A 23,205-nucleotide genomic window follows, 5' to 3' on the forward strand; every position below is an offset into this window, starting at 1 on the left:
AACCGGTTCAGCCAGCGTGGGCCAAGGTGCGCAGTTTAGCGTGACAGGCGCGAATTTCGAGGCAGTTTTTCAAATCCTGGCGATTAAATGCATGCCTTTATAGGGCCTGCTCTGTCAGCCCCTTGACGGCATCGGCTATGATAGCGGCTTTGTTTTGTCTGGCCCCCACTGCGGCCGCGCACCTGTAAGTCAAGGATCCTATGAGCAAGCCCACTGTCGACCCTACCTCGAATGCCAAGTCCGGCCCCGCCGTGCCGGTCAATTTCCTGCGGCCGATCATCCAGGCAGACCTGGACTCGGGCAAGCACACCCAGATCGTCACGCGTTTCCCGCCTGAGCCCAACGGCTACCTGCACATCGGCCACGCCAAGTCGATCTGCGTGAACTTTGGCCTGGCCCAGGAGTTCGGCGGCGTCACGCACCTGCGTTTCGACGACACCAACCCGGCCAAGGAAGACCAGGAATACATCGACGCGATCGAAGCCGACGTCAAATGGCTGGGCTTCGAATGGTTCGGCGAAGTGCGCTACGCCTCGCAGTATTTCGACCAGTTGCACGATTGGGCCGTTGAGCTGATCAAGGCTGGCAAGGCCTACGTCGACGACCTCACGCCTGAACAAGCCAAGGAATACCGTGGCAGCCTGACCGAGCCGGGCAAAAACAGCCCGTTCCGCGACCGTTCGGTGGAAGAGAACCTCGACTGGTTCGCCCGCATGCGCGCCGGTGAGTTCCCGGACGGCGCCCGCGTGCTGCGTGCGAAGATCGACATGGCCTCGCCGAACATGAACCTGCGCGACCCGATCATGTACCGCATCCGCCACGCTCATCACCACCAGACGGGCGACAAGTGGTGCATCTACCCGAACTACGACTTCACCCACGGTCAGTCGGACGCCATCGAAGGCATCACTCATTCGATCTGCACCCTGGAATTCGAAAGCCATCGTCCGCTGTACGAGTGGTTCCTCGACGCGCTGCCAGTGCCGGCGCACCCGCGTCAGTACGAGTTCAGCCGTCTGAACCTCAACTACACCATCACCAGCAAGCGCAAGCTCAAGCAACTGGTCGATGAAAAGCACGTGCATGGCTGGGACGACCCGCGCATGTCCACGCTGTCGGGTTTCCGCCGCCGTGGCTACACGCCGAAATCGATCCGCAACTTCTGCGAAATGGTCGGCACCAACCGTTCCGACGGCGTGGTTGACTTCGGCATGCTCGAATTCAGCATCCGTGATGACCTCGACCACACTGCGCCGCGTGCCATGTGCGTGCTGCGTCCGCTGAAAGTCGTGATCACCAACTACCCGGAAGGCCAGGTCGAAAACCTCGAGCTGCCGCGCCACCCGAAAGAAGACATGGGCGTGCGCGCTCTGCCGTTCGCCCGGGAAATCTACATCGACCGTGACGACTTCATGGAGGAGCCGCCAAAGGGCTACAAGCGCCTCGAACCCGCCGGCGAAGTACGTCTGCGTGGCAGCTATGTGATCCGTGCCGACGAAGCGATCAAGGACGCCGACGGCAACATCGTCGAACTGCGTTGCTCGTACGACCCGGAAACCCTCGGTAAAAACCCTGAAGGCCGCAAGGTCAAGGGCGTGATCCACTGGGTACCGGCTGCGGCCAGCGTCGAGTGCGAAGTGCGTCTGTACGATCGTCTGTTCCGTTCGGCGAACCCTGAGAAGGCTGAAGACAGCGCAAGTTTCCTCGACAACATCAACCCTGATTCGCTGCAGGTACTCACCGGTTGTCGTGCGGAGCCATCGCTTGGCAATGCGCAGCCGGAAGACCGTTTCCAGTTCGAGCGCGAAGGCTACTTCGTCGCCGATTTGAAGGACTCGAAACCAGGTCAGCCGGTATTCAACCGTACCGTGACCCTGCGTGATTCGTGGGGCCAGTGATTCAGCGTCAAGGAAATTAAAAGTGCTGACGATTTACAACACGCTCACCAAGAGCAAAGAAGTCTTCAAACCGCTGGATGGCAACAATGTGCGCATGTACGTCTGCGGGATGACCGTGTATGACTACTGCCACATCGGCCACGGCCGCAGCATGGTCGCGTTCGACCTTGTGACCCGCTGGTTGCGCTTCAGCGGTTACAACCTGACGTACGTGCGCAATATCACCGACATTGAAGACAAGATCATCAATCGTGCCCGCGAAAACGGCGAGCCGTACGACGCGCTGACCGAGCGCATGATCACCGCGATGCACGAGGACGAAGCGCGCCTCAACATCCTCAAGCCGGACATGGAACCGCGTGCCACCGATCATATTCCGGGCATGCTGAGCATGATCCAGACCCTGATCGACAAGGGTTACGCCTACGCCCCGGGCAATGGCGACGTGTACTACCGCGTCGCCAAGTTCATGGGCTACGGCAAACTGTCGCGCAAGAAAATCGAAGACCTGCGCATCGGCGCGCGCATCGAAGTCGACGAAGCCAAGCAGGATCCGCTCGACTTCGTGCTGTGGAAAGCCACCAAACCGGGCGAGCCAAGCTGGGAATCGCCGTGGGGCGCCGGGCGTCCGGGCTGGCACATCGAGTGCTCGGTGATGTCCACCTGCTGCCTCGGCGAGACCTTCGACATTCATGGCGGCGGCAGCGACCTCGAGTTCCCGCACCACGAAAACGAAATCGCCCAGAGCGAAGCGGCCACCGGCAAGACCTACGCCAATGCGTGGATGCATTGCGGCATGATTCGCATCAATGGCGAGAAGATGTCCAAGTCCTTGAACAACTTCTTCACCATTCGCGACGTGCTGGAAAAATACCACCCGGAAGTCGTGCGTTACCTGCTGGTGTCGAGCCACTACCGCAGCGCGATCAACTACTCGGAAGACAACCTCAAGGACGCCAAAGGCGCACTCGAGCGTTTCTACCACGCCTTGAAAGGCCTGCCGACTGTTGCACCGGCGGGCGGCGAAGCGTTTGTTGAACGCTTCACTACCGTGATGAACGACGACTTCGGTACCCCGGAAGCGTGCGCGGTGCTGTTTGAGATGGTGCGGGAGATCAACCGCCTGCGTGAGAGCGATCTCGATGCGGCGGCGGGTCTGGCGGCACGATTGAAAGAGCTGGCGAGCGTGTTGGGTGTGTTGCAGTTGGAAGCCGATGACTTCCTGCAGGCGGGCGCCGAAGGGCGTGTCGATGCGGCTGAAGTTGATGCGCTGATTGCCGCGCGTCTGGCGGCTCGGGCCGGGAAGGATTGGGCTGAGTCGGATCGGATTCGTGATCAACTGACGGCGATGGGTGTTGTGTTGGAAGACGGTAAGGGTGGGACTACCTGGCGTCTGGCTGACTGATTGCCTGATTGCTGCAAAACAAAACCCGCCTTGTGCGGGTTTTGTTTTTTTAGGAGCTAAATAGCGCCTGACTTGGCGTTTGGCCATACCAAGATTATGTTGGTTGAATACACCATGCTGCATATTCATATAATCCAATACGGCAACCTACGCCCCCTGACTTGTAAAATACCGGGAAATATAAATCGGGGCAGCCACTTAAAGTGCACTGCCAGAGATTGGAGGAAATTGGTAGAGGTTTCCCATGTACAAGGTCTAAATCAAACAATGCTGGATCAGTGCAGGGGATCGCGTTGGCCAGACTCTCTCTCCACTCAACAGCCTGCCGTGCAGTCATAGGGGTTTCATTTAACCTCAAGCGATACACATTAGTCACCGCGACGGTATAAGTAATAGACGCTCCAGCAGAGTCAGAAACAGCAATGGTAGCAACGCCGTTTTTATTACCCGTCACTTTCCCATCTGCCGTTACAGACGCGATGGTCGGATTACTAGAGACATAAAAATACGGCGCTAACCCACCCGTCGGTTGGCGGACTTGGGTATTACCAATCGAATCCTCACCCGTCCTCGGCCAGTCCGGCATTTTCACGGAGAGCCCGTTCAGGTTCATCTGTTGCCGATCAATGCTCAGCTCATCAATAACAGTAAATACCCATGCCTTGGATGTCGCTCCACCAGCGTCCATCGCTCTGGCGGTCAAGCTGTGCCGCGCCACGGCCAGTACGTGAATCAGCAGTTGCCAAATTCCGGTTACCGCGTCAGCAACGGCCTGACCTTTTGAGTCGTCTCCATCTCGTATATCTACCTGCTGACCTTTGCTCGCAGTGCCGCTCAACGTCACGCTGGTTTCTTTGGTATAACCGCCCGGCGCAATCGCCTGACCACTCGGCGAGCCTCTCAGCCATGTAATGGTCGGCGTCGACTTGATCGTGTAAGTGCGTACTGCAAACGCTTGAGCCGTACTTTCCTCCTGACTCTTGCTCAACGATGCCTTGAACACGATGCTCAGTTCAGTGTTGTGCCCAAGGCTTTTCAAATAGTTGTAAGGCACCGGTTTATCAACGAACCCATCGGCGATCCACCGTGCGTTGACGCTAACGTCCGAAGGTTGCAGCCACAGTGACAAGTCATGCTGTTCGCCATTGGCATTCTTGCCTTTCAGAGTCAGCCAAACGTATTGACCCACCGCGATATGCGGCCACACGCCAATACGCACTGCTGCACCATCCGTGAGGTCCGTGACATCCAGAACCGGGCCTTCACCATTGTTATCTGCCACCAGAATCGTCGGGCGCTTGAACTCACTCGCCGCAATCGGTAACACGTTCAGCAACAACGGCAGCGAGTCCTTGGGCGCTGCCGTACCTCGCGCCACGCTGTAAATCACTGTCACCGGTTTGCCCAGGTTATAGGCGATCACTGACACCGGGATCTCGATCTCGATCCCACTTTCGCTTACAGGCCGGGTCAGGGTGGTGTGTGAAGCCGCCGCCGGTGAACCGTCAGCCGCGAGCCAACTCACACTGACTTTATCTGTCGGCAGCAACGTCCCCTGCGGCAACATCACAACCAGCTTTTGCTGCACTTTCATCGGATCAAGCTGCGTACCGTTGGCTTCCTTCACACTCGGCGCCAACAGCTGAGGAATCTCACCCTTGACGTTAAGGCTGGCAGTTTTGGACGGCAGATCAGCCACGCCCGCACGAATACGCAGATAACCCACGGTTGCCCAACCCTTGGCGATCGCTTTGACCATGACGTTAGGGATAGTGAAATCATAATCGCCGGGCAACGCGCCCACGGTTTTATCCAGCGGAACCGACGATAACGGGATCGCCTTCTGCCGGCGTGCCAGTCCAGGTCATACGGATTAAGTCGTTTGCTGCGAAATCCGGGGAAAGAGCATTAACACGAACGGTGACATCGGCCTCGCCCAAGGCATCGAGTTCGATCAGCTCAACCGGTTGACCGGCGACGAGCGCAACCGGCGCATCGAGGCGGTGATCGTCCAGATCGACAAACACTTGCGTAATTTTGGCCCACGGATCCTGCTCGTCCGGGTAGTTGCCGCAGCGGTCAATCACTTGATAGGAAACCGGCAGTCGTTCGCCGTTGCCTGCTTTCTCGATAACCGCTTTGGTGAAATTCATCACGATCGGATGGTTGTTCGGGTCAGTGATTTGCTCCTGCGTCACCGGATAATGCACCACTTCCTGATCACCCCAGCGGGCGACGATGCGATCAAAGCGGGTGATATTTTGGTAAGGCACGATGTGCATCTGCACGCCGCGATTGGCGATGTTGCTGGTGACCCCGCCGGAGATGTCGGGCGTAAACGAATACTTGAGCCCCGGATTGCCATTGCCTTCGCCATCATCATCCACGCCGCCGGGGCGGGTGAGTTTGACCAGGTAAATCGATAGCGGTGTAGAGTCCTCCGGCGTCTGATGAAGTTTGGTCACGCGGTAGAACACCGGCGTGGCCTCACCATCGATGATGAAGCCGCTGGGGATATTGAAGCGCACGCCTTCGGTCAATTCTTCGGCGCTGTCGATGACTTTTTTCCAGACCGGATGCGTGTTGTTGCCCCAGAACATTTCGACCAGATCGTCGTAGGCAATGTTGAGCCACGGATTGATGGCCACTCGCAGACCGTGGGCGAGTGCAACAATGGAGATGCCGCCGTCGTAGTGTTCAGGGTGAGTCATCTCGGTTCTGGCCACGATCGTCGGCGGGCGATTGGCGAGTGGGGTTTCATCCTGCGCGGTTTGATCGGGTTGAGTGGTCATGGGATGGTCCGATCAGCGAACGACGTGGCCGGTATTGGCTGTGGGGGTATCAGGCGGGAAAAGAGGCTGGGGCGGCTACTGTCAGATCTGACAGTGGCGACGAATGGTCGGTCTTAGGAGATTGAAAAGCCCCTCACCCTAACCCTCTCCCGGAGGGAGAGGGGACTGAGTGGGGGATGCTCACGAGATACGCCGACGTGAACGTGCTGTACCGAATCCGTAATCGACTGGTTTTGATCGTTCCCACGCTCTGCGTGGGAATGCCTCTTCGGACGCTCCGCGTTCGGTTTTGCAGGGACGCAGAGCGTCCCCGGCTGCATGCCCACGCGGAGCGTGGGAACGATCAAGATCGCAGCCTTCGACAGCTCCTACATGAAATGCGATTCCTGTAGGAGCTGCCGAAGGCTGCGATCTTTTGATCTGTGCTTTTAGCCGAGGTTGCTTTTGCTCTGCGCGTAGGTCTTGATGTCTGACGCAGCCGGATGCTGCGTCGATGACGATTCTGCAACGGAGAAATCATGGCCAATCACTACCGCGAACTGTTCACGACCCCCGGCGCCACCGGGTTAGTGCTCGCGAGCTCCATCGCGCGGTTGCCGCAGGCGATGATCGGCATTGGCATCATCACCATGCTGGTTCAGCAAACCGGTGTGTACTGGTTGGCCGGCGCAGTCGCCGGCACGTTCACCCTGGCCAATGCACTGCTCGGCCCGTACATCTCGAAACTCGTTGACCAGCGCGGCCAGAGCCGCGTGCTGCCGGTCGTGACGGTTTTCAGCATCGTGATGCTGCTGGCGCTGATCATTGCCGTGTACATTCGCGCGCCCGCCGCATGGCTGTTTATTCTGGCGGCACTGGCGGGGACGATGCCGAGCATGCCGTCGATGATCCGCGCCCGATGGACGCAGCTATTCCGGGGCAAGCCGCAGTTACACACGGCGTTTTCGCTGGACACGGTTCTGACTGAAATGGCCTACATCGTCGGCCCACCACTGGCAATCGGACTGAGCGTGAGCTTTTTCGCCGAAGCGGGGCCGCTGGTCGCGGTCGGATTGCTGGCCATCGGGGTCACGGCGTTTGTGCTGCAACGCCAGACCGAACCCAAGGTTGTCGTGGGCCACAGCAGTCATGCCGGCTCAACCTTGCTGATCCCCGGCGTCCGCACCATTGTTTTGGCGCTGCTGGCGATGGGCGTTATCGGCGGGGCAATCGATGTCGCCGTCGTTGCGTTCGCCAATGCGCAAGGCTGGCCAGCGTCGGCGACATTCATTCTCGCGGCTTATGCCTTTGGTTCGCTGGTGGCAGGCCTGACGTTCGGGGCGATGAGGGTTTCCCTGGCGATTGAAAAACAGTTCCTGATCGGGATATTGGTCACGGCGTTTACCGGTGTGCTGCCGGTTTTTGCGACGGACGTTTATGTGCTGACCGCAGCGCTGTTTATCGCCGGCATCTCGTTTGCGCCGACGATGGTGGTGGTGATGAAAATGGGCACGATCATTATCCCGCCGTCGCGGATCACCGAGGGGCTGACGTGGATGACCACCGGTATCAGCGTGGGTGTTGCACTCGGTGGCATGCTGGCGGGGATGGTGATTGATGCCTTTGGCGCGCGAGCGGGATTTGCGGTGGCTATTGGTGCGGGTTTGATGATGGTGGTTGTTGTGCTGGTGGGGTTGCGCACATTGGCGGCGGCTTCGGCTGTGCAGGTTGAGCCAGCCATTTAAAGTCAAAAGATCGCAGCCTTCGGCAGCTCCTACATACGATCCCTGTAGGAGCTGCCGAAGGCTGCGATCTTTTGATCTGCGCTGCTAACCCCCCAACTGCCGCAACCGCTTATAAAGCGTATTGCGGCTCACCCCCAACCGCCGCGCCAAATGCGAGATATTGCCCCCGGAAGCCTTCAGCTCCCGGTTCAACGCCTCGACATCGTTCAGATCAATCCCTAACGGGGCGCAGGTTTCCATCGGCTCCATCTCCAGATCGACAAAAAAATCATCCGGCAAATGCTCCGGCCTTACTGGCTGCTCCTCGGCCATGGCCAGCGCCACCTGCATCACGCTGCTGACTTGACGCAAATTGCCCGGCCACGGATGCCGATCAAACAAATCCAGCACTTCCTGGCTCAATCCCGCCCATTGCGTCGGCTCGCGATGCTGCTCCCACAAGCGTTTAAATAACGCCTCTTTATCACTGCGCTCCCGCAGCGGGGGCAGTTCCAGCGTCAGCCCACCAATGCGGTAATACAAATCCTCCCTGAACCGCCCTAATTGCACTTGTTCGCGCAAGGAGCGATTAGTCGCCGAGATAATCCGTAAATCCACGGCAAACAACTCGCTACTCCCCACCGGTTGCACACAACGTTCCTGCAACACCCGCAACAATCGCGCCTGCGTCGGCAGCGGCATGTCACCGATCTCATCAAGAAACAGCGTGCCTTTGTCAGCCTTGCGAATCAGGCCGATGCTGCCTTTCTGATTGGCTCCAGTGAACGCGCCTTTCTCGTAGCCAAATAGTTCGGATTCAACCAGTTCGGCAGGGATCGCTGCGCAGTTGACGGCGATGAAGGTCTGTTTGCTGCGCGAGCTGGCTTGATGCAGGGCTTTGACGAAGACTTCCTTACCGACGCCGGTTTCGCCGTGGATCAGCAGTGGAATGTCTTTCTCCAACAGCCGTTCCGCCTGACGCACGGCTTTTTCCACGCGGCTATCGCCGAAGTGCAGGGAGTTGAGGCTAATGCCCGATGGTGCGGCCGCTTTGGCCTCCGCGATAAACACCCGTGGCTGAACCAACGCCTGCTTCGGCCGTTTCAATAGACACTGAAAACGGTTGCGCCCAGAAGTCTGCAAGGCAAACGGCAGATCATCCGGCTGATTGAGCAATTCCAGCAGCGACACATTAAACAAACTCTCAACACTGACCCGCGACAAGCGCACACCGAGCAGGTTATCCGCCCGACGATTGGCCGACAGCACTTGCCCGCTCTCATCAAAAATCAACAACCCGGCCCACTGGCTGTCGAGGTTGTTCAGTCCGGTATTGAAGGTCAGTTGAAAATGCTGGCCATGGAACAGGTTGAGGATCAGCCGGTTTTCCACGGTCTGGCTCATCATCTTGACCATGCCCAAGGTGTGCGAGGGCGGTAGATAACTGTCGCTGGACACATCGAGCACGGCGATCACCTTGCGCTCGGCGTCGAAAATCGGCGCGGCGGAACCGGTCATAAAGCGGTTGGCCTTGAGGAAGTGTTCATCGTGTTCGATGTGTACCGCTTGTTCGCACGCCAGTGCCGTGCCGATCGCGTTGGTGCCGCTGCATCGCTCCATCCAGCTCGCACCGGCCTGAAACCCCCTGGCCAGATTCGGCTCGATAAAGCGCTGCGTGCCCCACGATGTCAGCACCTGGCCCTGATTGTCGGCGAGCATGATCAGGCAATTGGAGTTGCTGAGGATATTCTCGTAATAGGGCAGGACTTCCTGGTGCGTGGTTTGTACCAGTGAATGATGGCTATCGAGCAGATGCGTGATGCCGGCGGCGGGGAGCTGGTCGAAGGCGGGCGTGCTTTGGTGGTCGAGACCGAACGCGCGGCAACGTTGCCAGGAAGTCTGGACGATCGCGTCGTGGGACAGCGGCGGGGCAATTGCGGCCATGGCAGTCAGCCTCTGATGCAGCGATTTTTATTGTTGTTATGGGCCCGATCTTCGAAACCTGCACAGATCCCCTGTAGGAGTGAGCCTGCTCGCGATAGCGGTCTATCAGACAAAATTGCATCGACTGACTCACCGCTATCGCGAGCAGGCTCACTCCTACAATGGATCTTCGGCGTTCACAGAATTGGGTAAAAAGCGTTCATAGAGTGTTGTTCACTATTGTTCATTGTCAATCGCCCGACTGTTCAAATGTGTTCAGCAATGAACGCCCAATCCCTGCGTTTTCAACGATTTTCGCGACTAATCAATCACTTGCCATTTCTGGCACGAAACTCGCTCCTGTGCACAGGTCGCTTGACTCCAATAATAAAAAGGCCGAGCCATGTCACTCACCCTGGAGCACGTCAGCCGCACCGTCGAGGGCCAGACCTGGATCGACGATGCGTGCCTGAAATTCGAAGCCGGTTCGTTCAACGTTTTGCTCGGCCGCACCCTGTCCGGCAAAACCAGCCTCATGCGTTTAATGGCCGGTCTCGACAAGCCCGACACGGGCCGCATCCTGATGAACGGCGTCGATGTCACCCAGCGTCCGGTGCGTTTGCGCAACGTGTCGATGGTCTATCAGCAGTTCATCAACTACCCGACCATGACCGTGTTCGAGAACATCGCCTCGCCGCTGCGTCAGGCCGGTGTGTCGAAAGAGATCATCCACAGCAAAGTGCAGGAAACCGCGCGCATGCTGCGCATCGAGAAGTTTCTGCAGCGCTATCCGCTGGAGCTGTCCGGCGGTCAACAGCAGCGCACGGCCATGGCTCGCGCATTGGTCAAGGACGCCGAACTGATCCTGTTCGATGAGCCGCTGGTCAACCTCGACTACAAGTTGCGCGAAGAACTGCGCCAGGAAATGCGCGAGCTGTTCAAGGCGCGCCACACCATCGCGATTTACGCCACCACCGAACCCAACGAAGCGCTGGCCCTCGGTGGCACCACGACCATTCTTCACGAAGGCCGGGTGATCCAGAGCGGCCCGTCGACTTCGGTGTATCACCAGCCACAAACCGTGCTCGCTGCCGAATTGTTCTCCGAGCCACCGATCAACCTGATGCCGGGGCGCATCGCCGGCAACGAAGTCAGCTTCGCCAATTTTGTGCACTTCCCGTTAAACGTCGATCTGCGCCCGGTGGGCGAGGGCGAGTTCCGTTTTGGCGTGCGCCCCAGCCACATCTCGCTGGTGCCGAGCAACGATGACGACCTCGAACTGGCGGTCACCGTCGAAGTCGCCGAGATCAGCGGTTCGGAAACCTTCCTGCACGTGCGCAACGAGCATTTTCTGCTGGTGCTGCACCTGCCCGGCGTTCACGAATACGACGTCGATGCGCCGATCCGCATTTACATCCCGACCCACAAACTGTTCGTTTTCGATGCGCAAGGCCGTCTGGTGCAAGCACCGGGCCGGCGTGTCGCGAGGGTTGCCTGATGGCCGAAATCCGTTTGCAGCACCTCGCCCACAGCTACAGCAAAACCCCGAGTGGCGCGGAGGATTATGCGATCCGCGAGATGGATCACGTCTGGGAGCAGGGCGGCGCTTACGCCTTGCTTGGCCCATCGGGTTGCGGCAAGTCGACTTTGCTCAACATCATTTCCGGATTGCTCAGCCCCTCGCAGGGCCATGTGCTGTTTGACGGCAAAGCGGTCAACGACCTGACGCCGGAGAAGCGCAACATCGCTCAGGTTTTCCAGTTTCCGGTGGTCTACGACACCATGACCGTGTTCGATAACCTCGCCTTCCCCCTACGCAATCAGGGCATGGCCGAGGCGAAAGTGCACAGCAAGGTGCAGGAAATTGCCGAAGTGCTCGACCTGCAAAACCTACTGAGCAAGAAGGCACGCAACCTCACCGCCGACGAAAAACAGAAAGTCTCGATGGGCCGTGGTCTGGTGCGCGATGACGTTTCCGCGATCCTTTTCGACGAGCCGCTGACGGTGATCGACCCGCACCTGAAGTGGAAACTGCGGCGCAAGCTCAAGCAGATCCACGAGCAGTTCAACATCACCATGGTCTACGTCACCCACGATCAACTGGAGGCTTCGACCTTCGCCGACAAGATCGCGGTGATGTACGGCGGCCAGATTGTGCAGTTCGGTACGCCACGGGAATTGTTCGAACGGCCGAGCCACACCTTTGTCGGCTATTTCATCGGCAGCCCGGGGATGAACCTGATCGAAGTGCAGCCGCAACCCGGCGGCGTCGGTTTCGCCTCGACACATTTGCCCTTGTCCGACGCCATGCAGCGACATATCGAGCACGGCCAGTGGAAAAATCTGAAGGTCGGTATCCGTCCTGAATTCATTCACGTGTGGGACGAGCCGTTTGATGACGCGATGCAGGCAAGCGTCGTACACGTCGAAGACCTCGGCACCTACAAGATCATGACCCTCGACCTCGACGGCGCGCCGTTGAAAGTGCGTCTGGCCGAAGACAAACCGGTGCCGCAGGGCACCGCGTACATCAGTTTTCCGGCGCAGTGGCTGATGGTTTATGCCGATGAGTTTCTGCTAGAAGCCGACAGCAGCGAGGTGCAGCCATGAACAAGGTGCAGAACAACAAGGCCTGGTGGCTGGTGTTGCCGGTGTTCCTGCTGGTGGCGTTCAGTGCGGTGATCCCGATGATGACCGTGGTCAACTATTCGGTGCAGGACATCTTCGACCAGTCCAGCCGCTACTTCGTCGGCGCTGACTGGTACAAGCAAGTGCTGCTCGATCCGCGTCTGCACGACTCGTTGCTGCGTCAGTTCATCTACTCGGCGTGCGTGTTGTTGATTGAAATTCCGCTGGGCATTGCCGTCGCGTTGACCATGCCGACCAAAGGTCGCTGGTCGTCGGTGGTGCTGATCATTCTGGCGATTCCGCTGCTGATTCCGTGGAACGTGGTCGGCACCATCTGGCAGATTTTCGGCCGCGCCGACATTGGTCTACTGGGTTCAAGCCTCAACGCGATGGGCATCAGCTACAACTACGCGGCCAACACCATGGACGCCTGGGTGACGGTGCTGGTGATGGATGTCTGGCACTGGACTTCATTGGTGGCGTTGCTGTGCTTCTCCGGATTGCGCGCGATTGCCGACGTGTATTACCAAGCCGCACGCATCGACCGCGCTTCGGCCTGGGCGGTGTTCAGGCACATCCAATTGCCCAAGCTGAAAAGCGTGTTGCTGATCGCGGTGATGCTGCGCTTCATGGACAGTTTCATGATTTACACCGAGCCGTTCGTGCTCACCGGCGGCGGGCCGGGTAATGCCACGACCTTCTTGAGTCAGACGTTGACCCAGATGGCCGTAGGGCAATTCGACCTCGGTCCGGCAGCGGCGTTTTCGCTGGTGTACTTCCTGATCATCCTGTTGGTGTCCTGGCTGTTCTACACCGCCATGACGCACTCCGACGCCAACCGCTGAGGCCCGGCCATGAGCAAACGGCTTACCCCTATGAAAAAAGTTATTCCGTTGCTGGTGTACATCCTGTTCCTGCTGGTGCCGATCTACTGGCTGCTGAACATGTCCTTCAAGAGCAACACCGAAATCCTCGGCGGTCTGACCCTTTTCCCACAGGACTTTACGCTGGCGAACTACAAAGTGATCTTCACCGATCCGAGTTGGTACAACGGTTATCTCAACTCGCTGTATTACGTGAGCCTGAACACGGTGATCTCGCTGAGCGTGGCGCTGCCAGCGGCGTATGCGTTTTCGCGCTACCGTTTTCTTGGCGACAAGCATCTGTTCTTCTGGCTGCTGACCAACCGCATGGCGCCACCGGCGGTGTTTTTGCTGCCGTTCTTCCAGTTGTATTCGTCGATTGGACTGTTCGACACGCACATCGCCGTGGCCTTGGCGCACTGCCTGTTCAACGTGCCGCTGGCGGTGTGGATTCTCGAAGGTTTCATGTCCGGCGTGCCCAAGGAAATCGATGAAACCGCCTACATCGACGGCTACAGTTTCCCCAAGTTTTTCGTGAAGATTTTCATCCCGCTGATCGGCTCCGGTATCGGTGTCACGGCGTTTTTCTGCTTCATGTTTTCCTGGGTCGAGTTGCTGCTGGCGCGCACGTTGACCTCGGTAAACGCCAAGCCGATTGCGGCGGTGATGACGCGTACGGTTTCAGCATCGGGTATCGATTGGGGCGTGCTGGCGGCGGCGGGGGTGTTGACCATTCTGCCGGGCATGCTGGTGATCTGGTTTGTTCGCAACCACGTGGCCAAGGGCTTTGCCCTCGGTCGGGTCTGAGGAACTGATGATGGAATGGATGAGTTGGACCACACCCACCGCAGCATTTTTCATCGTCATCGGTCTCCTGCTGGTCGGCATGACCACGTGGGAATTGCGTTCGCCGAGCATCTTGCGGCGAGGTTTTCTACCGATTGCCACCACCCGTGGCGATCGTTTGTTTATCGGTCTTCTCGGCAGCGCCTACCTGCATTTGCTGGTGATCGGCGCCACCGACTGGAGCATCTGGGTGGCGTCCGCGTTGTCCCTGGTGTGGCTGTTGGCTGTGATGCGTTGGGGCTAGTCGAGTCAATCGGCAACCGTGCTCCGAAATCCTAAACAGGAGGTCTCTATGTTCGACAAAAACAATAAGCTGCGACATAGCATTTCATTGGCAGCCATGCTGGCACTCAGCGGTTTGAGCGCCGCCGCGTGGGCCGATGCCTACGAAGACGCGGCGAAAAAATGGATCGGCAGTGAATTCAAACCGTCGACCCTGACGGCTGAACAGCAGCTCGAAGAATTGAAGTGGTTCATCAAGGCTGCCGAGCCGTTTCGCGGCATGGAAATCAAGGTCGTTTCCGAGACCCTGACCACCCACGAATACGAGTCGAAAGTGCTCGCCAAGGCCTTCACCGAAATCACCGGGATCAAGCTCACCCACGACCTGCTGCAAGAAGGCGACGTGGTCGAGAAAATGCAGACGGTGATGCAGTCCGACAAAAATATCTATGACGGCTGGGTCAACGACTCGGACCTGATCGGTACGCACTTTCGCTACGGCAAGACCGAATCGATCACCGACCTGATGGCCAACGAAGGCAAGAACTTCACCTCGCCGACCCTCGACATCAAGGACTTCATCGGCATCTCGTTCACCACCGCGCCGGACGGCAAGATCTATCAACTGCCTGACCAGCAATTCGCCAACCTTTACTGGTTCCGCGCTGACTGGTTCGAGCGCGCCGATCTGAAAGCCAAGTTCAAGGAAAAGTACGGCTACGAATTGGGCGTGCCTGTGAACTGGTCGGCCTATGAAGACATCGCCAAATTCTTCAGCGAAGACGTCAAGGAAATCGACGGCAAGCGCGTTTACGGGCACATGGATTACGGCAAGAAAGACCCGTCGCTGGGCTGGCGCTTCACCGATGCCTGGTTCTCCATGGCCGGTGGCGGCGACAAGGGTTTGCCCAACGGTTTGCCGGTGGACGAGTGGGGAATTCGCGTCGAGGACTGCCATCCGGTCGGTTCCAGCGTGACCCGTGGCGGCGACACCAACGGCCCGGCCGCTGTGTTCGCCACGCAGAAATATGTCGATTGGCTGAAGGCTTATGCGCCACCGGAAGCGGCGGGCATGACCTTCTCCGAGTCGGGGCCGGTGCCGTCGCAGGGCAATATCGCCCAGCAGATTTTCTGGTACACCGCGTTTACCGCCGATATGACCAAACCGGGCCTGCCGGTGGTCAACGCCGACGGCACGCCGAAGTGGCGGATGGCGCCGTCGCCACGCGGGCCGTATTGGGAGGAGGGCATGAAGCTCGGGTATCAGGACGTGGGTTCGTGGACGTTCATGAAGTCGACGCCTGAGAAGCAGAAACTGGCGGCGTGGTTGTATGCGCAGTTTGTGACGTCGAAAACCGTGTCGCTGAAGAAAACCATTGTCGGGCTGACGCCGATTCGTGAGTCGGACATCAACTCGCAGGCGATGACTGATCTGGCGCCGAAGCTCGGTGGTCTGGTTGAGTTTTATCGCAGCCCGGCGCGGGTGCAGTGGACGCCGACCGGGACTAACGTGCCGGACTATCCGCGTCTGGCGCAGTTGTGGTGGAGTCATATTGCTGAGGCGGCGAGTGGTGAGAAGACGCCGCAGCAGGCGCTGGATGGGTTGGCCAAGGATCAGGATGCGATCATGACGCGTCTGGAGCGTTCGAAGGCGCAGGCGGTGTGTGCGCCGAAGATGAATCCGGAGCGGGATGCGCAATATTGGTTTGATCAGCCGGGGGCGCCGAAGCCTAAGTTGGCGAATGAGAAGCCTAAGGGGGAGACGGTGAGTTATAACGAGCTGCTGAAATCCTGGGCGGATGCGCGGAAGTAAACATTGAAGCTGGAAAACGGCACTGCGAGGTGCCGTTTTTTTTGGATGATTGTGTACATATCCGTTGCTGCGGGGGGGGGGCTGATTAGGGTTCCGCCCTTACGGCGGGTCACTTTTGCAGACGCCCAAAAGTAACCAAAACGCTTTGCCCTGACGTCCGGCCCTCGCTAAGGCTCGGGTTCCTTCGCTCCGGGTTCATCCGGGGGCATCGCCTACGGTTTGCTTCGCTGCACCTCCTCTCGATGCTTTCCCCGTATGAATCCCTCCACTCAGCCTCCCGACGGGCTCTAAGATCAAGATCAAAAGCAGGCGAGCTGACACTCGGCCTAATTGGGTGCGAGTTCGCCGCGATTCCATGTAGGAGCTGCCGAAGGCTGCGATCTGTTGATCTTGCTTTTGTAGGAGCAGAGCTTGCTCGCGAAAGCGGCCTCACATTCAACATCGAAATCAACTGACCCACCGCTTTCGCGAGCAAGCCCGCTCCCACAGTTTTTTGCAGTGTTCACAAAATCTGGGTACGCCACAAACCACTGTGGGAGCGGGCTTGCTCGCGAATCCGGTCTACCATCCAACATCAAAATTGACTGACCCACCGCTTTCGCCAGCAGGCTGGCTCCCACATTTTTCTGCGATGACCACAGACTCCGCGCACGCCGCAAATCACTGTGGGAGCTTGCCTGCAAGCGATTGCGGCCTGCCATTCAACGACGAAATCAACTGACCCACCGCTTTCGCCAGCAGGCTGGCTCCCACATTTTCTGCGATGACCACAGACTCCGCGCACGCCGCAGGTCACTGTGGGAGCTTGCCTGCAAGCGAATGCGGTCTGCCATTCAACATCGAAATCAACTGACCCACCGCTTTCGCCAGCAGGCTGGCTCCCACATTTTTCTGCGGTGACCACAGACTCCGCGCACGCCGCAGGTCACTGTGGGAGCTTGCCTGCAAGCGAATGCGGTCTGCCATTCAACATCGAAAACAACTGACCCACCGCTATCGCTTGCAGGCCATCTGCCCTGAGGCTTCTGGGGTATCAGGTCAAACCAAAACAGCCAGGTCGGTGTACCGAGCAACCAAAGGATCAGCCGTGAGCAACTTCATCGGTTCGGTCATTGCGGTGGCCACGATAATGCGGTCAAACGGATCCCGGTGATGGTGCTCAAGATCCTTCACGGCGATGGCGTGTTCTGCAGTCACCGGCAGTTCGATGAAGCCGCTATCAAGGCAAGATTGGCGGACTTCTTCCAGATCAACATTCAGCTTGCCGAGCCCGACCTTGATCGCCATTTCCCAAAAGGTGGCGGCGCTGATGTAGACATCGGCAGCGTTCTCAATCAGTTTTCTGGCTTTGCCGGACAGTCTCGCGTCATCACTGAGCGTCCAGAGCAAAATGTGCGTGTCGAGCAGAAGCCTCATGCTTGAGTGCCCTCAAATGCATCAAGCATGTCATCGGGCAATGGTGAGTCGAAATCGTCGGGCAATACCAGTTTGCCTTTCATTGCGCCAATTCGCTGTGCGCTGGGCTTTCCTACGGGAACGAGGCGAGCCATCGCTCGGCCATGCTTGGCAATCGTAATGACTTTGCCAGCAGCGGCATCATCGACGAGTTTGGATAAATTGTTTTTTGCTTCAGCCAGCGGAACGATGATCATCGGCTCACCCCTGTATTCTGGACAAATATAGCCAGAATATTTCAGCACTGCCAATTCATAGACTTCTTCAGCCCATTCGCAAACGATATCCCTGTTCATTTTTTGCCTCTCGTCGATATTCCATCTGCCAAGGCCACCACCATAGAACTACCTACTCAAATCTGGCTGTAGGACAAAACGGAGGTTGCGGCGAGAGCTTTCGGTGTTTGCGTAGGGACGGGAGCAAACCGGTAAAAAGTCGTACGAAAATATCGACCGACACGACCTCCGAAAATCTATGTAGGCGCTGCCGCAGGCTGCGATCTTTTGATCTTGATCTAAAAAAAAAGAGCAAAAGATCGCAGCCTGCGGTAACTCCTACAGGGATGATTCGGTGGTGGGGAAGCCCAGGCGGAACACCGTCATCACCCCCGGCAAGCTCTTCACCTCCGCCACCCCCTGATGCAGGCTCATGATCGAGCGCACGATCGCCAACCCCAACCCGGTACTTCCCTGCGTTCTTGAGCGGCTGCTATCAACGCGGTAGAAGCGGTCAAACAGATACGGTAGATGCTGCGCCTCGATCCCGGCGCCGGGATTGCTCACTAGCAACGACGTCTGCGTCGCGCCTTGTTCAAGCAACAACGTGACGGTTTTCCCGTTCGGGCAATGACGCAGCGCATTCGACAACAAATTCGAAATCGCCCGCTGAATCATCAGCCGATCGCCCATCACCGTCGCGCTCCCGACCACGTTCAAATGGATGCCCTTATCCTGCGCCGACAATGAAAACATCTCCGCCACCTTCGTCACTTCAACCTCCAGCGCCACCGATTCAAACGGCGCCAGCGCTGACGGATGACTCACTTGCGCCAGAAACAACATGTCGGAAACGATCCGCGCCACGCGCTCCAGTTCTTCGGTGCACGACACCAGCACATCCTTGTATTCCTCCACGCTGCGTTCGCGTGAGAGCGTCACTTGCGCCTTGCCCATCAGGTTGTTGATCGGCGTGCGCAGTTCATGCGCCAGATCGTCGGAGAACTGCGACAACTGCTGCACCCCGGCATCCAGTCGATGCAGCATGAAGTTGATGCCCTGCGCCAATTCACTGAGCTCCTGTGGCATGTTCACCACCGACAGGCGATGATCGAGATCCTGAGTCGAGACCATCGCCGCGACTTTGCGAAACTCGCGCATCGGCGCCAGTCCGCGTTGCACCGCGCCCCACGCCGTGAGGCCGATGAATACCAGCAACAGCGGCAAGGCAATCAGCGTCGAGCGTAGATAGGCGCTGAGCAACGCCTCGTCGTGGGCGTTATCCACCGACAGCAGCACCGGCACGCTGTTGCCGTCCTTGAGGCGAATCAGTTTCGAGGCGGTGAGGAATTTCTTCCCTTCCGCGTCGGTGCTGTCGCTGTAGGTCAACTGATCTGTGGTGGCGCGAACCGCCTTCAATTCAACCCGTGGCTCGGCCAGTCCCGAGCCGGATTTGAGCAGCGGCGAGCGTTGATTAATGCGGTCGTAAATGGTCAGCGTGAGGTTGTCATGGCCCATCACCTGATCGAGCAGGATATGTGGTTTACCGCTGATTTCATTGGCGTCGACGTACAACGACAGGCTGTGCTCAACCTGTTGCATCTTCTTTTCCAGACTGTCTCTGGAAAGCGCATTCAGCTCATGGGTCAGGGCGAAATAGGCGAGGATCGCCAGAAACACCACCAGCAGCGCGCCAAGAATGCTCACCGTCAAACCGAGGCGCATCGACAGGCTGGCCGGTTTCATTCGCGCGCCTCCAGCACGTAGCCGACACCGCGCAGGGTGTGGATCAGTTTGCTGTCGAACGGGTCGTCGATTTTTGCGCGCAAGCGGCGGATCGACACTTCGACCACATTGGTGTCGCAGTCGAAATTCATGTCCCACACCAGCGAGATGATTTGCGTGCGCGTCAGCACTTCGCCGGACTGGCGCATCAGCAGGTGCAGCAGGGCGAATTCCTTGGTGGTCAGGTCGATGCGTTGCTCGCCACGGAATGCGCGATGGCGGCCCGGGTCGAGTTCCAGATCGGCGACTTTCAGCACCTGTGGTAGCGGAATGTTTTCGCTGCGACGCATCAAGGTGCGCACCCGCGCGAGCAGTTCGGGGAATTCGAACGGCTTGACCAGATAGTCATCGGCGCCCAGATCGAGGCCACGAATCTTGTCGGCCAGACGTCCGCGCGCGGTGAGCATCATCACCCGCGTGGCGTGGGTTTTGCGCAGTTGTTCCAGCACGCCCCAGCCGTCCAGTTCGGGCAGGTTCACATCGAGAATAATCAGGTCATAGGCCTGTTGTTGCGCCAGGTGCAAACCATCGGCGCCGGTGGCGGCGTGGTCAACCACATATCCACTTTCGGTCAATCCCTGATGCAAGTATTCGGCAGCTTTAAGCTCGTCCTCGACGACAAGGATTCGCATGATCTTTCACCACTTATATTTAATGGGTATTTGATTAAAAAGGGCCCTCACCCTAGCGCTCTCCCGGAGGGAGAGGGGACTGAATGGGGGATATTTCAGAACTACGCCGACGTGAAAAAGCTTTACTGAATCCATAATCGACTTGATGTAACAGGTCGCTAAATAACGCCAGACAACTCGGTCGGCTCCCTCTACCTCCGGGAGAGGGCTGGGGTGAGGGGAAGTCGCACAATAAAGGTTGTAGTGGCTACAGGGTCAACCGCCAAGCGCTTTAAAACGGCGATCTGCGACAGCCTGTCGCAGCACAAACTGCAAAACCCCCCATGACATTGATTTACACAAGGGCTGTTCAGCAGATATCTAACCTGCATTTGTTTCTATGTATTACGACAACAGCGTTCGCACTTCGCATCCTAGAACAAAACAACTAGTTCAAACCGTGGATAACGGATTTGTAATGTTCCAGTCACCTTGTCGATAAGTTCAAGACCCTACCGTGGCGGCATCAAAGATTCTTGAATAAAGGAAGTCTGCCATTGCCCGGTTTAATTGAACTGACGGCGCGATCACGCCTGCAAAAAACACTCGGCGGCCTGCTGTTACTGGCCAGTGCCAGCCTGGCGAACGCCTCGACGCTGACTCTGGATCAAGCCCTGCAAAGCGCCTTCGCCGGTAACCCCGATCTGGCCGCCGCGCAGTGGGAAATCGGCATTGCCGAAGGTGATCGTGTGCAGGCTGGTTTGATCCCCAATCCCGAAGTTTCCTGGGAGGCCGAAGACACTCGCCGCGATTCGCGCACCACGACGATCATGCTCAGCCAACCGATTGAACTGGGCGGTAAACGCGGTGCACGGATCGACGTCGCCAGCCGCGCGCAGGACGCGGCTGGCATTGAGCTGGAGCGCAAGCGCAATGCCTTGCGCGCCGATGTGATTCAAGCATTCAACAGCGCGCAAACCGCACAGCAACGCCTGGATCTGTCTCGACAATCGCTGCAACTCGCCGAGAAGGGTTTGCGCGTGGCTGACGGGCGCATTGAGGCCGGTAAATCGTCGCCGGTTGAAGGCACGCGGGCGCAAGTGCAGCTCTCGGAAGTACGTCTTGAAGTGAGCCGCGCCGAGCGCGATCAGGCCAACGCTTACCAACAATTGGCGCAGGTGATGGGCGCGCCTTTGCCTGCATCGACCAAGGTGCAAGCACCGACGAAAAGCCTGATGGCTGTTCCACCGCCGACAAGATTACTCGAGCGTCTGAACGAAACCGCCGAGCTGCGTCTGGCCAGGTTGCAGATCGATCAGCGCGAAGCCTCATTGGGATTGGAGAAGTCCCAGCGCATCCCCGATCTGACCGTAAGCCTCGGCAGCCAATACAGCGAAACCGAGCGCGAACGGGTCAACGTGGTCGGGCTGTCGATGCCGATTCCGCTGTTCAATCGCAATCAAGGCAACGTACTCGCCGCCGCGCGCCGCACCGATCAGGCACGGGATCTGCGCAACGCTACCGAACTGCGTTTGCGCACCGAAATCCAGACCAGCCTTGAGCAATGGCAGACCGCTAACGGCGAAGTCACAGCGTTCAACCAGACCATCCTGCCCGCCGCGCAAAGTGCCGTCGACAGCGCCACGCGCGGCTTTGAAATGGGCAAGTTCGGCTTCCTCGATGTGCTAGATGCGCAGCGCACCTTGATCGCCGCGCGCAGCCAATACATCCAGGCCGTCAGTGAAGCCACCGACGCCCGCGTACGCATCGAACGGATCTTCGGCGAGCTCGCCGTCAGCCCTTGAATTTCATCTTTTTGAGCACTGCGCGATGGCACGGCGCAGAGGAGTTTCCATGGATAAAAAACTGATTGTGGTCGCTGCGGCGACATTGGCGTTGGGCATTGGTGTGGGCTCGATGTGGTCGGGCAATGCCTCCATCGACGCGCATGCCGATGAAGCGGCGGATCACGCCGATCACGCTGAAGAAGGCGCTGCGGCTGAGCATGGCGAAGAAGGGCACATCGAATTGAGCGCCGAGCAGATCACCGCTGCCGGCATTCAATTGGCTGAAGCGAAACCGCAAAACATCAGCCTCGGCTTGCCGTTCCCCGGTGAAGTGCGTTTCGACGAAGACCGCACCGCCCACGTGGTGCCGCGTGTGCCGGGGGTGGTCGAGGCGGTCTCGGTCAACCTCGGGCAGACGGTGAAGAAGGGCCAGTTGCTCGCGGTGATCGCCAGTCAGCAGATATCCGATCAGCGCAGCGAACAAGCGGCGGCGCAACGGCGTTTGGCATTGGCGCGCACAACCTATGAGCGAGAGAAGAAACTCTGGCAGGACAAGATCTCCGCCGAGCAGGATTTCCTCCAGGCGCGTCAGGCTTTGCAAGAAGCCGAAATCGCCGTGAGTAATGCGCGGCAAAAGATCAGCGTGCTCAGCGGCAGCGTGGTCGCCACCGGCGGCAATCGCTACGAATTGCGTGCGCCGTTTGACGGCGTGGTGGTGGAAAAACACCTGACGCCGGGTGAAGTGGTCGATGAAACCACGGCAGCGTTCACGCTCTCGGATCTGTCGCGGGTGTGGGTGACATTCGGCGTTTCACCGAAGGATTTGACCAAGGTGCAAGTGGGTAAAGCGGTCACCGTCAGTGCGCCGGAATTGAACGCCGAAGTTGTTGGCAGCGTGGCCTATGTTGGCAGTTTGCTCGGCGAACAAACCCGCACTGCAACCGTGCGCGTGACCCTGGAAAACCCGCAAGGCTCATGGCGCCCCGGTCTGTTCGTCACCGCGCTGGTCGCCACCGACAGCCGCGAAGCAAAAGTCGCTGTGCCGGAAACGGCGATCCAGACCGTCGAGGACAAACCCACGGTGTTCGTGCGCACTGACGATGGTTTCGAAGCGCGCCCGGTTGAATTGGGCAGTCGCGCGGCGGGCCAGGTGGAAATCACCCAGGGGCTGGAACCCGGCGTGCAAGTCGCCAGCGCCGGCAGCTTCGTCCTCAAATCGGAACTGGGCAAAGCCTCAGCCGAGCATAGCCACTGATCCG

General features: G+C 58.2%; 18 protein-coding genes. 11 read left to right on the plus strand and 7 right to left on the minus strand.

All coding sequences use genetic code 11. The annotated features are described in order from the left end of the window. Positions 1-200 precede the first annotated feature (200 nt). Together ACZZ0D_RS06995 and cysS are read left to right on the plus strand one after the other, a co-directional pair. Positions 201-1,898: a glutamine--tRNA ligase/YqeY domain fusion protein gene (locus ACZZ0D_RS06995; RefSeq protein ID WP_463552760.1), complete on the plus strand. Its 1,698-nt coding sequence runs from the start codon at positions 201-203 to the stop codon at positions 1,896-1,898. A gap of 22 nt (positions 1,899-1,920) precedes the next feature. Next, positions 1,921-3,303, plus strand: coding sequence for a cysteine--tRNA ligase (gene cysS / locus ACZZ0D_RS07000; protein WP_008082133.1), 1,383 nt, complete (start codon positions 1,921-1,923; stop codon positions 3,301-3,303). A gap of 94 nt (positions 3,304-3,397) precedes the next feature. Here cysS and ACZZ0D_RS07005 read toward each other — a convergent pair whose 3' ends face one another. Both ACZZ0D_RS07005 and ACZZ0D_RS07010 read right to left on the minus strand, forming a co-directional pair. Beyond that, positions 3,398-5,107 carry an Ig-like domain-containing protein gene (locus ACZZ0D_RS07005; RefSeq protein ID WP_463552761.1) on the minus strand — a complete coding sequence of 570 codons (1,710 nt, stop codon included), beginning with the start codon at positions 5,105-5,107 and terminating at the stop codon, positions 3,398-3,400. 4 nt (positions 5,108-5,111) lie between these two features. Continuing rightward, positions 5,112-6,095, minus strand: coding sequence for a hypothetical protein (locus ACZZ0D_RS07010; RefSeq protein ID WP_463552762.1), 984 nt, complete (start codon positions 6,093-6,095; stop codon positions 5,112-5,114). Between the two features lie 518 nt (positions 6,096-6,613). On the opposite strand from ACZZ0D_RS07010, the gene ACZZ0D_RS07015 reads away from it, so the two are divergent. Then, the gene (locus ACZZ0D_RS07015) at positions 6,614-7,819 is read left to right on the plus strand and encodes an MFS transporter (RefSeq protein ID WP_463552763.1); all 1,206 of its coding nucleotides are present in this window, start codon (positions 6,614-6,616) and stop codon (positions 7,817-7,819) included. Between the two features lie 84 nt (positions 7,820-7,903). Here the strand turns inward: ACZZ0D_RS07015 and ACZZ0D_RS07020 are convergent, their stop codons facing one another. Then, complete coding sequence (locus ACZZ0D_RS07020) at positions 7,904-9,742, minus strand: sigma-54-dependent Fis family transcriptional regulator (RefSeq protein ID WP_463552764.1); 1,839 nt, start codon at positions 9,740-9,742, stop codon at positions 7,904-7,906. A gap of 382 nt (positions 9,743-10,124) precedes the next feature. Between ACZZ0D_RS07020 and ACZZ0D_RS07025 the strand changes: the two genes are divergently transcribed. Genes ACZZ0D_RS07025 through ACZZ0D_RS07050 form a run of 6 tightly spaced genes read left to right on the plus strand, consistent with a single transcriptional unit; the run spans position 10,125 to position 16,093 of the window. Further along, complete coding sequence (locus ACZZ0D_RS07025; RefSeq protein WP_463552765.1) at positions 10,125-11,219, plus strand: ABC transporter ATP-binding protein; 1,095 nt, start codon at positions 10,125-10,127, stop codon at positions 11,217-11,219. After that, entirely contained in the window at positions 11,219-12,331 is a 1,113-nt protein-coding gene (locus ACZZ0D_RS07030) for an ABC transporter ATP-binding protein (protein WP_463552766.1), read from the plus strand. Before ACZZ0D_RS07025 ends, ACZZ0D_RS07030 begins: the two co-directional genes overlap by 1 nt. Beyond that, positions 12,328-13,194, plus strand: coding sequence for a carbohydrate ABC transporter permease (locus ACZZ0D_RS07035; RefSeq protein ID WP_463552767.1), 867 nt, complete (start codon positions 12,328-12,330; stop codon positions 13,192-13,194). Before ACZZ0D_RS07030 ends, ACZZ0D_RS07035 begins: the two co-directional genes overlap by 4 nt. A 30-nt stretch (positions 13,195-13,224) precedes the next feature. Then, positions 13,225-14,019 (plus strand): carbohydrate ABC transporter permease, encoded by a 795-nt coding sequence (locus tag ACZZ0D_RS07040; protein ID WP_371926003.1) that lies wholly within the window; start codon positions 13,225-13,227, stop codon positions 14,017-14,019. A gap of 10 nt (positions 14,020-14,029) precedes the next feature. Next, a complete protein-coding gene (locus tag ACZZ0D_RS07045) occupies positions 14,030-14,302 on the plus strand; it encodes a DUF2160 domain-containing protein (protein ID WP_053121664.1) in 273 nt (90 codons plus the stop codon). Between the two features lie 48 nt (positions 14,303-14,350). Further along, entirely contained in the window at positions 14,351-16,093 is a 1,743-nt protein-coding gene (locus ACZZ0D_RS07050; protein ID WP_053121662.1) for an ABC transporter substrate-binding protein, read from the plus strand. 1,038 nt (positions 16,094-17,131) lie between these two features. On the opposite strand, the gene ACZZ0D_RS07055 is transcribed toward ACZZ0D_RS07050, so the two are convergent. The 4 genes from ACZZ0D_RS07055 to ACZZ0D_RS07070 form a co-directional block, all read right to left on the minus strand. Beyond that, the gene (locus tag ACZZ0D_RS07055; protein WP_053121660.1) at positions 17,132-17,509 is read right to left on the minus strand and encodes a type II toxin-antitoxin system VapC family toxin; all 378 of its coding nucleotides are present in this window, start codon (positions 17,507-17,509) and stop codon (positions 17,132-17,134) included. Then, on the minus strand, positions 17,506-17,844 hold the full coding sequence (locus ACZZ0D_RS07060; RefSeq protein ID WP_256671872.1) for a type II toxin-antitoxin system Phd/YefM family antitoxin: 339 nt from the start codon (positions 17,842-17,844) through the stop codon (positions 17,506-17,508). Before ACZZ0D_RS07060 ends, ACZZ0D_RS07055 begins: the two co-directional genes overlap by 4 nt. A gap of 258 nt (positions 17,845-18,102) precedes the next feature. Next, positions 18,103-19,509: a heavy metal sensor histidine kinase gene (locus tag ACZZ0D_RS07065; protein WP_463552768.1), complete on the minus strand. Its 1,407-nt coding sequence runs from the start codon at positions 19,507-19,509 to the stop codon at positions 18,103-18,105. Next, positions 19,506-20,180, minus strand: a complete 675-nt coding sequence (locus tag ACZZ0D_RS07070) for a heavy metal response regulator transcription factor (RefSeq protein WP_053121655.1) — start codon at positions 20,178-20,180, stop codon at positions 19,506-19,508. Before ACZZ0D_RS07070 ends, ACZZ0D_RS07065 begins: the two co-directional genes overlap by 4 nt. Before the next feature lie 536 nt (positions 20,181-20,716). Between ACZZ0D_RS07070 and ACZZ0D_RS07075 the strand changes: the two genes are divergently transcribed. Both ACZZ0D_RS07075 and ACZZ0D_RS07080 read left to right on the plus strand, forming a co-directional pair. Further along, positions 20,717-21,964, plus strand: coding sequence for a TolC family protein (locus tag ACZZ0D_RS07075; protein WP_463552769.1), 1,248 nt, complete (start codon positions 20,717-20,719; stop codon positions 21,962-21,964). 49 nt (positions 21,965-22,013) lie between these two features. Then, positions 22,014-23,201, plus strand: coding sequence for an efflux RND transporter periplasmic adaptor subunit (locus ACZZ0D_RS07080; protein WP_463552770.1), 1,188 nt, complete (start codon positions 22,014-22,016; stop codon positions 23,199-23,201). Positions 23,202-23,205: the final 4 nt, after the last annotated feature.

The sequence above is a fragment of the Pseudomonas sp. AC193 genome, from assembly GCF_979258075.1.

What these genes read in the sequence shown, in the direction of transcription:
- ACZZ0D_RS07045 (WP_053121664.1), top strand. Translation starts at nt 14,030, where the DNA reads ATGGAATGGATGAGTTGGACCACACCCACCGCAGCATTTTTCATCGTC.
- ACZZ0D_RS07015 (WP_463552763.1), top strand. Translation starts at nt 6,614, where the DNA reads ATGGCCAATCACTACCGCGAACTGTTCACGACCCCCGGCGCCACCGGG.
- ACZZ0D_RS07065 (WP_463552768.1), bottom strand. Translation starts at nt 19,509, where the DNA reads ATGAAACCGGCCAGCCTGTCGATGCGCCTCGGTTTGACGGTGAGCATT.
- ACZZ0D_RS07055 (WP_053121660.1), bottom strand. Translation starts at nt 17,509, where the DNA reads ATGAGGCTTCTGCTCGACACGCACATTTTGCTCTGGACGCTCAGTGAT.
- ACZZ0D_RS07040 (WP_371926003.1), top strand. Translation starts at nt 13,225, where the DNA reads ATGAAAAAAGTTATTCCGTTGCTGGTGTACATCCTGTTCCTGCTGGTG.
- ACZZ0D_RS07030 (WP_463552766.1), top strand. Translation starts at nt 11,219, where the DNA reads ATGGCCGAAATCCGTTTGCAGCACCTCGCCCACAGCTACAGCAAAACC.
- ACZZ0D_RS07010 (WP_463552762.1), bottom strand. Translation starts at nt 6,095, where the DNA reads ATGACCACTCAACCCGATCAAACCGCGCAGGATGAAACCCCACTCGCC.
- ACZZ0D_RS07020 (WP_463552764.1), bottom strand. Translation starts at nt 9,742, where the DNA reads ATGGCCGCAATTGCCCCGCCGCTGTCCCACGACGCGATCGTCCAGACT.
- ACZZ0D_RS07060 (WP_256671872.1), bottom strand. Translation starts at nt 17,844, where the DNA reads ATGAACAGGGATATCGTTTGCGAATGGGCTGAAGAAGTCTATGAATTG.
- ACZZ0D_RS07080 (WP_463552770.1), top strand. Translation starts at nt 22,014, where the DNA reads ATGGATAAAAAACTGATTGTGGTCGCTGCGGCGACATTGGCGTTGGGC.
- ACZZ0D_RS07025 (WP_463552765.1), top strand. Translation starts at nt 10,125, where the DNA reads ATGTCACTCACCCTGGAGCACGTCAGCCGCACCGTCGAGGGCCAGACC.
- ACZZ0D_RS07035 (WP_463552767.1), top strand. Translation starts at nt 12,328, where the DNA reads ATGAACAAGGTGCAGAACAACAAGGCCTGGTGGCTGGTGTTGCCGGTG.
- ACZZ0D_RS07070 (WP_053121655.1), bottom strand. Translation starts at nt 20,180, where the DNA reads ATGCGAATCCTTGTCGTCGAGGACGAGCTTAAAGCTGCCGAATACTTG.
- ACZZ0D_RS06995 (WP_463552760.1), top strand. Translation starts at nt 201, where the DNA reads ATGAGCAAGCCCACTGTCGACCCTACCTCGAATGCCAAGTCCGGCCCC.
- ACZZ0D_RS07050 (WP_053121662.1), top strand. Translation starts at nt 14,351, where the DNA reads ATGTTCGACAAAAACAATAAGCTGCGACATAGCATTTCATTGGCAGCC.